Genomic DNA, 12,414 nt, shown 5'->3' with positions numbered 1-12,414 from the left:
TATCTGGTGTGTCGGATCTGATATGTCGGATCTGATATGTCGCGGCGGGACGACAGGGCTATTTGATGCCGGAGTTGGCGAAGCCCTGCACGAAGTACCGCTGGGCGAGCAGGAACAGCGCCACCATCGGGACGGTGGCGAGCGTCGTGCCGGCCATCATGTAGGCCCAGGCGTTCTGGTCGGCCTGCTGGAAGGCGGACAGTCCCACCTGGATGACGCGCAGGTCGGTGTCGGTCGTGATGATCAGCGGCCACAGGAAGTTGTTCCAGCTGCTCTCGAAGGTGAGCAGGCCGACGGTGGCGATGGCCGGCTTGACCAGGGGTGTCATCACCCGTGCGTAGATGCCGAACTCCCCCATGCCGTCGATGCGGGCGGCCTCCTCCAGTTCGCGTGGCAGCGAGAGGTAGAACTGCCGGAAGAGGAAGATGGCGAACGGAGTGAGTGCGCCGGGAACGATGAGCCCCCACCACGAGTCGAGCCAGCCGTGGCCGCCCCTGCCCAGGTAGTCGTTGCCGCCGAAGAACGGGATCCCCTTGGCGATCAGGTACTGGGGCACGATCTTGGTGTAGGTCGGAATCATCATCGTGGCCAGGACGCCCATGAAGATCACGGTGCTGCCCCGGAACGGGATGCGGGCCAGGGCGTATCCGGCCATGGAGGCCAGCGCCAGGTTGAGTGCGGTGTGCCCGAGCGAGATGAACAGGCTGTTGCGGAAGTAGGTACCGAAGGGGGCGTATTCGAGGGCCTCGGGGTAGTTGTCCCAGTCCCAGATCCGGGGCAGCAGCCCCGGAGGGTAGGAGGCCAGGTCGGGGTCGGTCTTGAGCGAGGTGACGATCATCCACAGAAAGGGGATGGCCATCACCAGCGACACGGTGGCGAGCACCAGGTGCAGTGCCACGCGCCGCAGTCGCCGGGTCAGCAGCGGTCTGCCTGCGCGCGGGGGCACCGCGGTGGCGGCGCCGGCGGCGAGCTTCTCAGCGGACATCCTCTTCCTTTCCGGTGAGACGTCGGCTGATCAGCATGAGCACCAGCAGGAAGGCGAACAGCACCACGCTCTGCGCGCAGGCCGCGCCCATGTTGAACTCCTTGAACGCCGTGCGGTAGATCTCGTACGTCATGACCGTCGTCGAGTTGCCGGGCCCTCCGTCGGGCGTCAGCACGTACAGCTGGTCGAACGCCTGGAAGGAGTCGATGATCGACACCACCAGGACGAAGAACGTCGCCGGTTTCAGCAGCGGCAGGGTGATGGAGAAGAACTGCCGCACCTGTGAGGCGCCGTCGATCCTCGCCGCCTCGTACACGTCGTTCGGCATGGCCTGCAGCGCGGCCAGGTAGATCAGCATCTTGATGCCGATGCCCTTCCAGATGCTCACCACGATCACGGCGGTGAGCGCCCAGTCGGGGTCGGCCAGCCAGACCGGCCCGTCGATGCCGACCCAGCCGAGCATGGTGTTCACGACGCCGAGCCGGGGTTCGAACATCCACATCCACACCAGGGCGATCGCCACGGTCGCGGTGACATGCGGCATGAAGACCGCCGTCCGGTACCAGGCCGCCCCTCGCATCTTCACGTTGAGCAGGAGCGCCAGGACGACCGCGATCGCCATGGCCACCGGCACGGTGAAGAAGGTGAAGACGACGGTGTGCCAGATGGACGAGTTCCAGGTCGGGTCGCCGAAGATCTCCTGGAAGTTGTCCAGACCGTTGAAGGTGACCGTGCCCGCGAGGATGTCGTAGTCGGTGAACGCCAGGGCGAAGGTGGCCAGGACCGGGAGGCCGATCCACCACACGAGATGGATGACCGAGGGAGCCAGCAGGAGGAGGGCAACCCGGCGCCGCTCGCGTCCGAACTGCCGTCGGCGCTGAGGTCGCCCCCTGTGCGGCACCGACGAATCGGTGGATCGATGCACTATGGGGGCGTGCGGACGTGTCGTGTCCACGGCCGGATGACTGGGCACCGGATCACGCCCCCTTGGCGATGATGGCCTCGGCCTTCTCGGCCAGTCCCCGCAGGGCGTCGGCCGGACTGGACTTGCCGAGGAGGGCGCTCTCCAGAGCCGGCTTGAACTCCTCCCGTATCTCCAGCCAGGTCGGCACGCCGCCCTCGGAGAAGGCGTGGTCCAGGTTGTCCACCGCGAACGAGACGAGCTTGTTGCTCCGCACGTATTCGGAGTCCGCCGCGCTGAGGACCGCGGGGATGTTGCCGCGCTGCTCGGCCGCCTGCGGCGACACCTTCTCCCCCGACAGGAACTCCACCAGAGACTTGGCCTGGTCGGGGTACCGCGTCTTCGCCGACAGGGTGGCAAGCGTGCCGCCCTGGAACAGCGCCGGACGCTGCTGGTTCAGCATGAAGCCGGCGATCCTGTCCTCGGCGATGAGCTCCGGCGCGCTCTCGGACACCTGCCGCCACATGTCGTTGTGCCCGACCATCATTGCCGCCCGGCCCTGGACGAGGGGAGCGACGACCGCCCCCTTCTGGGTGAAGCCGTAGTCCTCGATCTTCTCCGTGCGGATGATGTCGACCATCCACTGGAGGGCGTCCACGGCCTCGTCCGAGTCGAAGACGGGTTTGCCGTCGGTGAACAGGTCGGCGCCGTGCGCCCACATGACCGGAAGATAGGTCTGGCGCAGGTCGTTGCTGAGGATGTCCACCCCCGCCCGCGTCAGCTTGCCGCCCTCGCGGACCGTCAGCTCCTTCGCCATCTCCTTCAGCTCGGTCAGGTCCTTCGGCGGCGCGCCGATCCCCGCCTCGGCCAGGATGTCCTTGCGGTAGATACCCATACGGGTGTCGAGCAGGATGGGACGGGCGTACGTCTTGCCCTCGTAGACCCCGGGCTGCACCACACGCGGGTTGTACAGGCGGTCCAGCTCGGACTGGCTGGTGCCGAGATCGGCGAGCACACCCTTCTCGACGAAGGGCGGGATCCAGCCGACACCCATCAGCATGACGTCGTAGGGCTGTCCCCCCACGATCGACGTGGCGAGCTTCTCGTTGAGCTTCCCGTACTCCGTGTAGTCCACCTGGACGCTGACGCCCGGGTGGTCCTTCTTGAAGTCGGCGAGCAGCGAGGTGAGCAGCTTCTGCCCGTCCGCCCGGTCGAAGATCGGGGTGAGCAGCCGCAGGGAGGCGTCACCGCCGCCCTCCTTCTGGGGTGCGGGACCACCGCAGGCGGACAGTGCGGCGCCTGCGGCGGTGGCGGCACCCAGTCCGAGGAGTCTTCTTCTGGAGAGGGGCGAAGTGCGTGGGCGCATAGGAGACTCCCGGCTGAGAGATACGTACTGAGCGGGTGACGAACTTGCGTTTTGATTAGTGCATCGATTTACTAGTGCTTCGATGCACGAGACTAGGAACGGCCGTACGGGCTGTCAACACAGTGGAAACATTTGGTTTCCGATTCATCGGGAGAGGGTGCAGTGGCCGGGGTAACGATCTACCAGGTGGCAGAGGAAGCGGGGGTCTCCCCGAGTACGGTCTCCAACCTGCTCAACGGCCGGACCGGCAAGATGCTGCCCGAGACACGGTCCCGGGTGGAGTCGGCGATCCGGCGCCTCGGCTACCGCCCCAACCGCGCCGCCCAGCAGCTGCGCACCGGACGGATCCAGATGCTCGGCCTCATCGTGCCGTCGGTGGCCAATCCGTTCTGGGGCACGTTCGCCCGGCATCTCGAAGCGGCGGCGCTGGCAGAGGGTTTCTACATGCTCCTGTGCAACAGCGAGCGAGACCCGGAGCGGGAGCGTCGCTACGTGGAGGAGCTCTGGGGCGACGGCATCGGCGGGGTCGTCCTGTGCTCGTCCCTTCCCTCCCTCGACCATGTGAAGCCCACCGTCGAGGCCGGGCTTGGACTGGTCGCCTTCGACCGCACCGCCCAGCCCGGCGATCCGCACCGCGCGGTGAACATCGGGACCGACAACGTTCTCGGCATGCGCCTGGCGACGGAGCACCTGCTGGCCCTGGGGCACACGCGCCTGGCCTTCGTGTCGGGCTCGATCGGGAGTGTCAACCGGGCCGAACGCTACAGCGGGTTCCAACAGGCCATCGAGGCCGCCGGCCTGCCCCCGGAGGCCGGAGTCGTGTGGTCGGGAGCCGACACGGTGGACTTCGACGACCGGGACACCGCCGAACTCGGACGTGTCGCCGCGCTGGAAATCCTCTCCTCCCCCCATCCGCCGACCGCGATCGTCGCCATCAACGACATGTGCGCGCTCGGTATCGTCGCGGGCGCCAGGGAAGCGGGCCTGGTGGTCGGCCGCGACGTCTCCGTGACCGGCTACGACGACATCATGCTCGCGGGCATGGCCATGCCCGCGCTCACCACGGTGCGGCAGCCGGTGGAGGAGATGGCCGCCACCGCGTTCGCCAAGCTGCGCCAGGTCATGGACGGGGGCGGCGGGGAGACCGGTCAGTCCATCCTGCACCGGCCCGCACTGGTGGTCCGCGACTCGACCTCGGCACCCGCGATGTCCCCGGTCGTGTAGCCAACCGCACCTTCTCGCCGCACCCGCACCCGCACCCGCACCCGCACCCGCACCCGCACCCGCGGATACTCCCCCGCACACCCGCCTACGTGCCCGGCAGCCCTGCACGACGCGACACTCATGGTCGGACGCGCAATCGCCGACGGGCGGGCCCGGCCGTCGGCGGACCGGTCCACCCGGACCGTCGTCGTCTTCGGCGGCGCCGGAGCCGCACACCGGAACAACAGCCGACGCACGCGCCGGACGACGACCAGGAGGCGAGCCCGATTGAGTACGGAACCCGGCACCGGTTCCGCCCCCACACCCGACACCCGAGATTCGTTCGGCACTCTTTCCCCCAGGGCCCCTCTGTTGTCGGCACTGAAGGTGAGGAACTACCGCCTGTTCTTCCTCGGGCAGGTTGTCTCCAACAACGGCACCTGGACGCAACGCATCGCCCAGGACTGGCTGGTCCTCAGTCTCACGGGCTCCTCGACCGCCGTCGGTATCACCACCGCCCTGCAGTTCCTGCCCCTGCTGCTATTCGGCCTGTACGGCGGCGTCCTCGTCGACCGCCTGCCCAAGCGCCCCATACTCCTCGCCACCCAGGTGGCCATGGCCCTCACCGCTCTCGCGCTCGCCGTCCTCACCTTGGCCGGCCGCGTTAACGTCCTGCACGTGTACGCCGCCGCGTTCGCCGTGGGCCTCGCGACCGTGCTCGACAACCCCGCCCGCCAGTCCTTCCTCTCCGAACTGGTCGGCCCGGAACTGCTGCGGAACGCGGTCGGCCTCAACTCCGCGAACTTCCAGTCCGCCCGGCTGATCGGTCCGGCCCTAGCGGGGCTCCTGATCACGGGCGTCGGCACAGGGTGGGCGTTCCTCCTCAACGGTGTGTCCTTCGCCGCCCCCCTGGCCTGCATGATGCTGATGCGCAGCCGCGAACTGCACGCCGTCGAGCGCGCGCCACGCGGAAAGGGGCAACTGCGTGAGGGCCTGCGCTATGTCGCCGGCCGCCCCGACCTGGTCTGGCCCATCGTCCTGGTCGGCTTCTTCGGCACCTTCGCGCTCAACTTCCCCGTCCACCTCTCGGCCTTCGCCGACGACGTCTTCCATGCCGGTGCGGGCGCCTACAGCCTCTTCAACACCCTGGTCGCAGCGGGCTCTCTGACAGGCGCGCTGCTCGCCGCCCGACACGAGGCCACACGGCGGAGACTGCCCTTCCTCGCCGCGCTTGCCTTCGGCGTACTGCAGGCCGTGGCCGCCGTGACGCCGACTCTGTGGAGCTTCGCGCTGCTCATGGTCCCCATGGGCCTGTTCGCCATGGTCGTCAACGTCACCACCAACGCCACCATGCAGACCTCCACTGCCCCGGCCTTCCGCGGCCGGGTCACCGCGCTGTACATGATGGTCCTTCTCGGCGGCGCGCCTCTCGGCGCTCCGGTGGTGGGCTGGATCACCGACACCTACGGAGCCCGGGCCGGCCTTGCTGCGGCCGGCGCGGTGGCGGCTGTCACCGCGACGGTCACCGGCCTCCTCCTCGTCAGAGCCGGCGGCCACCGGCTCGCGGTCGGCTGGAGCCACCCTCTCCCGCAGATCCAGATCGAGCCCCGAAAGACGAGCAAGGGAGCCTGATGCCGTAGAGGTCGGCCTGCATCGCCAGGATCCTGCCGGCCTCCGTGGTGCTGTCCGGCGTCTTGACCTTCAGACCCATCTGGAAGCAGATGGTGCCCATGCCCCGGTTGAGTTGCACGCTCTCCTCCTGGATGTGGAGGGCGAAGTTCCCAGCGTCTCCGTCGAAGCGCAACACGATCACGACTGGTTCCTCCGTAGCGATGTCCCGGCCTGGTGATTCTCCATCAGCCGAAGCCGCAGGTCGCCTTTTTATGAGAACCCGCCAAGAACGCCTCCAGCCGCAAGGTTCCGGTGGACCACGGACGCCCGCTCAGTTCCGGGCGCGGATCGTCTACCGGCGGCCATGCGGTTGTCCACCGCTCCGCACGCTCGTTGCACGCCTGTCCACCGGTTGTCCACCGGTTGTCCACCGACGGCGATCATGGAGCCTTGAACGAGGCACTCCACCCACGTCATCCGATCTCGAAAACCACAAAGGCCCAGGTCAGATGCTATCTGTCCTGGGCCTTCACTGAGCCGCCTTCGGAATTCGAACCCGAGACCTACGCATTACAAGTGCGGTGGCCACGTGGCGGCGCGGACGGCGAGGACGACGCCCAGGAAGGCGAGGATCGCCCAGCCCATCGTGCGGCTGCGGATCTGCTCCGAGGTCAGCGGCGGCTCGGTGATCTCCCCCACCGCGTCCACCCAGACCTGAGGGCGGGCGAAGCGGGGCAGGCGGTGACCCGGTAGCCGGTCGAGCATCCGGGCCCTGCCCCGGGTGTCGACGACGGAGCCGCGCTCATGGGATACACCGCACCGGCGCCGGGGAAGGTCACCGTCGGCACGTCGAGGGTCATTGCGCGCCCGGAGACCCGGGCGCGGGGACGGGCGCTGCCCATGCCGAGGGCGACGCCGCCGCACTGACGGCACATCGGCCACGGCCGGTGCCGGGCGAGGCCGGGGCGGGGCGGGCGACGAGGACTGGACGGACGGTGGTCAGGCGGCGGTGCGGCGCTGGCAGGCGACGCAGTACCGCGTGTACGGGAGGATCTCCAGACGCTCCCCCGGGACGGGCTTGCCGCAGCCCAGGCAGGCGCCGTAGGTGCCGTCGTCGATACGGGCGAAGGCCTCCTCGATCTCCTTGAGCACCCGCTCGATGGCGGTTTTCTGCGCGGACATCAGCTGATCGTCCGCCTGGCCGCTCTCTCCGAGGGCCCGCAGCTGTGTCATGCGGGTGTTCCGGGCGTGTTCGAGACGCTGGCGCGCCTCGTGAGCGGTCAGCCGCTCGGGGCGGGGTTCGATGCGGGAGGCGTCGAGCGACACGGTGAGTCCTTCTCTCGGAGAGTTCCGCGGGTATGACGAGAGCCGGGCCGATCGGACCCGGTCGTCCTCAACCCTGGCCGGGCCATCGGGGGAAACCCATCGGGCGCAGGCCCCATCCGGCCGGGGACGGAGGATCCACTCGGCGGCGCCCGGGGGCGGCCGTATGGGTGTACCGCGACCCGGAAATGGGGGCCGGGCCCCATCGACCCGGCGGTGGCGGACGGGGGAAGCTGGTCGCTTGCTCGGTCGCGACCTGGGCCGCAGCTCCCACCGAGGGTGCGCGATGGCCGACAGTGGAGGCGTACCAGTCGACGCGTCGCAGAAGGAGGCGTACCCCCGGTGTCCCTGTTCTGGCGGATCTTCGGGCTCAACGCGGTGGTGCTGGGCTTCGCCACGGCACTGCTGCTGTGGGCTCCGGTGACCGTCTCCGTGCCGGTGCTGCTGACCGAGGCCGTCATCCTGGTGGGCGGCCTGGGCGTCATGCTGGTGGCCAACGGCGCCCTGCTGCGCTGGGGTCTGGCACCGCTGGACCGGCTCACGAAGCTGATGACCACCGTCGACCTGCTGCGCCCCGGCCAGCGGCTGCCGGTGTCCGGCGGCGGCGAGGTCCCCGAGCTGATCCGCACCTTCAACGCCATGCTCGACCGGCTGGAGCACGAGCGGGCCACGAGCACCGCCCGCGTCCTGCTCGCCCAGGAGGAGGAGCGGCGCCGTATCGCGCAGGAGCTGCACGACGAGGTCGGGCAGAGCATGACCGCGATCCTGCTGGTCCTGGGGCGCGCCGCGGACGACGCCGACCAGCCGCTGCGCGACGAGCTGTACCAGGCGCAGGAGATCACCCGGGAGAGCCTGGACGAGGTCCGTCGCCTGGTGCGCCGGCTGCGGCCCGGCGTCCTGGACGACCTCGGCCTGATCAGCGCGCTGTCCTCGCTGACGCACGACTTCGCCACCCACACGGGGCTGCGTGTGGTGCGGCGTTTCGACGCCGATCTGCCCGCCCTTGACCCCGAGACCGAGCTGGTCCTCTACCGCGTCGCGCAGGAGAGCCTGACCAACGCCGCCCGGCACGCGGACGCCCAGCGGCTGGAGGTGGGCCTCGGCCCCGCCGACGGCGCGGTGACGCTCAGCATCGCCGACGACGGCCGCGGCATCGAGGCGGCGTGCGAGGGCGCCGGTATCCGCGGCATGCGCGAACGGGCCCTGCTCATCGGGGCCGCCCTCGACATCACCTCGGCACCCGGCGCCGGCACCCGGATCCGGCTCACCGCACCCGTCCCCAGGAAGCAGCCCTGACCATGTCCGACCCCTCCCTGCCCGGTCCCACCGCGTCCCACCGGGCCGCGGCGCCCACGCCCGACCCGTCGAGGATCCGCATCCTCCTCGCCGACGACCACGCGCTCGTACGCCGCGGCGTGCGGCTCATCCTCGACCGGGAGCCGGACCTCGAGGTGGTGGCCGAGGCCGGGGACGGCGCGGAGGCCATCGACATGGCGCGTGCGCACGCCGTCGACCTGGCGGTCCTGGACATCGCGATGCCCCGCCTGACCGGTCTGCAGGCCGCCCGGGAGCTGGCCGCGCTGAAGCCGGGGCTGCGCATCCTGATGCTGACGATGCACGACAACGAGCAGTACCTGTTCCAGGCTCTGAAGTCGGGGGCCTGCGGGTACGTGCTGAAGTCCGTCGCCGACCGCGATCTGGTCGCCGCCTGCCGGGCCGCGATGCGCGACGAGCCCTTCCTGTACCCGGGCGCGGTGACCGCGCTGATCCGCAACTACCTCGACCGGGTCCGGCACGGCGAGGAGAGCGCGGACCACATCCTCACGCCCCGGGAGGAGGAGGTCCTCAAGCTCGTCGCCGAGGGCCACTCCTCCAAGGAGATCGCCGAGATCCTCTTCATCAGCATCAAGACCGTCCAGCGGCACCGGGCGAACCTCCTGCAGAAACTCGGTCTGCGCGACCGCCTGGAACTGACCCGCTACGCCATCCGGGCCGGACTCATCGAACCCTGACCGGTCCTGCCGGCCCGGCCTCTCCGAACCGCCGCATCACCCACGGCGAACCCACCACACGCATCGCCCGACAGGAACCCGCGACGAAAGGGGACGGTGCATTGCGCCCCGCACGACGCACCGCCCCCGCACGACGCACCCCCGCCCCGGGCTCCGGGCACCGGCTCGCGGCGACGCTCACCGCGCTGCTGGCCGTTGTGCTGACCCTGGTCCCGGCCTGGCCCGGGGCCGGCGCGGGCATCGCTGTGCCGGGGCCGGCCGCGGTGCCCGCGGCGGCGACCGTCCCGCGCCCGGACGGCGGCCACCACGCCGACGACGGCTGTGCCACCACCTGCGCCGCCCAGGCCAGGGCCCGGCACGACCATCTCGGAGAGCGTCCGGCACCACCGGACCGCCCCGGCACCACCACGCGCGCCTCGGGCACCGCCCCGGCCGCCCTCCGGCGGGCCCCGGCCGTGCCGGACCCCGTACCCGTCTCCCCCGGCCGTACGAGCCACGACCGCGGGCGGGCTCCTCCCGTCCCCTCCGGCACCTGAGACACCCCGTCCTTCCACCATCCCTCGCCGCGGCCGCGCTGGGCCGCCGTCGCGGCGCGCCCGCCGGAGGCCCGTGTTGAAACGTTCTCGTCCCCGCTCCCGAGCCCACTCCACGAAGGGGCGCGCGCTCGTCGCCCTCCTCGTGATGGCCGGGGCCGTGGCCATCGCCCTGACCATGCCGATCCGCCTCGGACTCGATCTGCGCGGCGGCACCCAGATCGTGCTGGAGACCAAGTCCACCGCCACCACCGAGGCCGACCGTGAGGCCACCGACCGCACCGTGGAGGTGCTGCGCGGCCGTATCGACGCGCTCGGCGTCGCCGAGCCGGCCATCGTCCGTTCCGGCGACAACCGCGTCGTCGTCGAGCTGCCCGGCGTACAGGACCCGAAGAAGGCGGCCGACGTACTGGGCCGCACCGCGCAGCTCACCGTCCACTCGGTGCTAGGCCCGGCCGATGCCCCCCAAAACAGCGCCGGGAACCCGTCCGGCACGGACGCCGAGCCCGTCCTGCCGGACGAGTCCGGTCAGTTCCTCCGGCTGAAGGCCGCCACACTGACCGGACAGGACGTCAAGGGCGCCGACGCCCGCTTCGACCAACAGGGCGGAGCCGGGTGGCACGTCACCGTCGACTTCGAGGACGCGGGCAGCGACCGCTGGGCCGAGGTGACCGGTGAAGCCGCCTGCCATCCGGCCGGCGACCCGCAGCGCCGGGTCGCCATCGTGCTCGACAACAAGATCATCTCCTCACCGCAGGTCGACCCCTCCGTGGCCTGCGGGGCGGGCATCGCCGGTGGCTCCACCCAGATCACCGGCTCCTTCGACGACGCCGAGGCCCGCGAACTGGCGCTGCTCATCAAGGGCGGTGCCCTGCCCGTGCCGGTCGAGACCGTCGAGCAGCGCACCATCGGCGCCACCCTGGGCGACGAGGCGATCTCGGCCGGCGCCTGGGCCGCCGTCATCGGCACCGCGCTGACCGGGCTGTTCATCATCGTCGTATACCGGCTGATGGGCGTCCTCGCGACCGTGGCCCTGCTCTGCTACGGCGTGATCTCCTACGCCGCCCTGGCCGCGATCGGCGCCACCCTGACCCTGCCCGGCCTGGCCGGCTTCGTCCTGGCCATCGGCATGGCGGTGGACGCCAACGTCCTCGTGTTCGAACGCGCCCGCGAGGAACAGGCCGCCCGTACCCGCCCGAGCACGCGCTCGTCGCTGACCGCCGGCTTCCGCAGCGCCTTCAGCGCGATCGCCGACTCCAACATCACCACGCTGATCGCCGCCGCCCTGCTGTTCTTCCTGGCCTCGGGTCCGGTGAAGGGCTTCGGCGTCACCCTGGGCATCGGTGTCCTGGCCTCCATGGTCAGCGCCCTGGTGATCACCCGGGTGCTCGCCGAGTTCGCCGCGAGCCGCCCCCCGGTCTTCCGCCGCCCGCACCTCACCGGCATCTCGACCACCGGACCGGTCCGTGACGCCCTGCTGCGCCGCGACCCGTTCCTCATGCGCCGCCCGCGCCGCTGGCTGGCCGCCTGCGCGGTCGTGCTGGTGGCGGCCGGCTCCGGCATCCTGGTCCGCGGCCTCGACTTCGGCATCGAGTTCACCGGCGGACGGCTCATCGAGTACTCCACGGCCGCCCAGGTCGACGCCGACCGGGCACGGGACGCCCTCGCCGACGCGGGCTTCCCCCGCGCCGTCGTCCAGTCCTCCGGTGCCGGCGACCTCACCGTGCGCACCGAGAAGCTGACCAACGCCGAGGCCGAGACGGTCACCAAGGCCATCAGCGAGCTGGGCGGGGAGACGGAGAAGGTTCGCGACGAGCTGATCGGCCCGAGTCTCGGCGCGGAGCTCCGCAAGGACGCCCTGATAGCGCTGGGCCTGGCCCTGGCCGCCCAGCTGACGTACCTCGCCGTCCGTTTCCGGTTGCTGTTCGGCACGGCGGCGGTCGGCGCGCTCGCCCACGACGTGGTCATCCTGGTCGGCGTGTTCGCCTGGCTGGGCAAGCCGATCGACGGGGTGTTCCTGGCCGCGCTGCTGACCGTGATCGGCTACTCGGTCAACGACTCGGTCGTCCTCTTCGACCGCATCCGGGAGCTGCTCGCCGGCAAGGACCGTAAGGCACCGTTCGCCCGGCTCACCAACCAGGCGATCCTGCAGACCCTGCCGCGCACGGTCAACACGGGCATGGGCGCGGTGCTCATCCTCGCCTCGCTGGCCTTCCTCGCCGGCGACTCGCTCACCGACTTCGCCCTCGCGCTGCTGATCGGCGTGGGAGTCGGCACGTACTCGTCGGTGTTCACCGCCTCTCCGCTGGCCATCGAGATGTACGACCGCGGCTCCGGGTCCCGTCCCGCGCGTCGCAAGGGGCGGACCACGGAGAGGAAGGTGCCGGCGAGCCGCACGGAACGGCAGGAGGTCTCATAGCCACCCCGTAGCCACCCCGCGAGCCGTCTCGCGGGGACCCCGCGGGGTTCGCGCCCGCGTC

10 protein-coding genes and 1 pseudogene are annotated in these 12,414 nt (G+C 70.4%); 6 read left to right on the top strand and 5 right to left on the bottom strand.

The features are described from left to right. Positions 1–58: 58 nt before the first annotated feature. The 3 genes from ACIQ1J_RS14670 to ACIQ1J_RS14660 all read right to left on the bottom strand — a co-directional run bounded on the left by ACIQ1J_RS14670 (position 59) and on the right by ACIQ1J_RS14660 (position 3,252). A complete protein-coding gene (locus ACIQ1J_RS14670; RefSeq protein WP_403557058.1) occupies positions 59–985 on the bottom strand; it encodes a carbohydrate ABC transporter permease in 927 nt (308 codons plus the stop codon). Beyond that, entirely contained in the window at positions 975–1,886 is a 912-nt protein-coding gene (locus ACIQ1J_RS14665; protein ID WP_403557057.1) for a carbohydrate ABC transporter permease, read from the bottom strand. Before ACIQ1J_RS14665 ends, ACIQ1J_RS14670 begins: the two co-directional genes overlap by 11 nt. Before the next feature lie 76 nt (positions 1,887–1,962). Then, entirely contained in the window at positions 1,963–3,252 is a 1,290-nt protein-coding gene (locus tag ACIQ1J_RS14660) for an ABC transporter substrate-binding protein (protein ID WP_403557056.1), read from the bottom strand. Between the two features lie 186 nt (positions 3,253–3,438). Between ACIQ1J_RS14660 and ACIQ1J_RS14655 the strand changes: the two genes are divergently transcribed. Both ACIQ1J_RS14655 and ACIQ1J_RS14650 read left to right on the top strand, forming a co-directional pair. Next, positions 3,439–4,476, top strand: coding sequence for a LacI family DNA-binding transcriptional regulator (locus ACIQ1J_RS14655; RefSeq protein ID WP_403557055.1), 1,038 nt, complete (start codon positions 3,439–3,441; stop codon positions 4,474–4,476). Between the two features lie 267 nt (positions 4,477–4,743). After that, positions 4,744–6,087 carry an MFS transporter gene (locus ACIQ1J_RS14650; protein WP_403557054.1) on the top strand — a complete coding sequence of 448 codons (1,344 nt, stop codon included), beginning with the start codon at positions 4,744–4,746 and terminating at the stop codon, positions 6,085–6,087. A gap of 678 nt (positions 6,088–6,765) precedes the next feature. Here the strand turns inward: ACIQ1J_RS14650 and ACIQ1J_RS14645 are convergent. Together ACIQ1J_RS14645 and ACIQ1J_RS14640 are read right to left on the bottom strand one after the other, a co-directional pair. Continuing rightward, positions 6,766–7,001, bottom strand: a pseudogene (locus tag ACIQ1J_RS14645) (hypothetical protein); the annotation flags it as partial. Positions 7,002–7,065: 64 nt separating this feature from the next. Further along, positions 7,066–7,392 (bottom strand): TraR/DksA C4-type zinc finger protein, encoded by a 327-nt coding sequence (locus ACIQ1J_RS14640; protein WP_403557053.1) that lies wholly within the window; start codon positions 7,390–7,392, stop codon positions 7,066–7,068. A 339-nt stretch (positions 7,393–7,731) separates the two neighbouring features. Here ACIQ1J_RS14640 and ACIQ1J_RS14635 point away from each other — a divergent pair, with 339 nt between their 5' ends. The 4 genes from ACIQ1J_RS14635 to secD all read left to right on the top strand — a co-directional run bounded on the left by ACIQ1J_RS14635 (position 7,732) and on the right by secD (position 12,353). Next, positions 7,732–8,685 (top strand): HAMP domain-containing sensor histidine kinase, encoded by a 954-nt coding sequence (locus ACIQ1J_RS14635; RefSeq protein WP_403557052.1) that lies wholly within the window; start codon positions 7,732–7,734, stop codon positions 8,683–8,685. Positions 8,686–8,687: 2 nt separating this feature from the next. Further along, positions 8,688–9,401 (top strand): response regulator transcription factor, encoded by a 714-nt coding sequence (locus tag ACIQ1J_RS14630; protein ID WP_210963064.1) that lies wholly within the window; start codon positions 8,688–8,690, stop codon positions 9,399–9,401. A 101-nt stretch (positions 9,402–9,502) separates the two neighbouring features. Continuing rightward, on the top strand, positions 9,503–9,937 hold the full coding sequence (locus tag ACIQ1J_RS14625) for a hypothetical protein (RefSeq protein ID WP_403557051.1): 435 nt from the start codon (positions 9,503–9,505) through the stop codon (positions 9,935–9,937). 76 nt (positions 9,938–10,013) lie between these two features. Further along, complete coding sequence (secD, locus tag ACIQ1J_RS14620) at positions 10,014–12,353, top strand: protein translocase subunit SecD (protein ID WP_403557050.1); 2,340 nt, start codon at positions 10,014–10,016, stop codon at positions 12,351–12,353. Positions 12,354–12,414 lie beyond the last annotated feature (61 nt).

This window comes from Streptomyces sp. NPDC097107 (assembly GCF_044762405.1).
Lineage (GTDB): Bacteria > Actinomycetota > Actinomycetes > Streptomycetales > Streptomycetaceae > Streptomyces > Streptomyces thinghirensis.
This window is presented reverse-complemented; position numbering and strand designations above follow the sequence as displayed.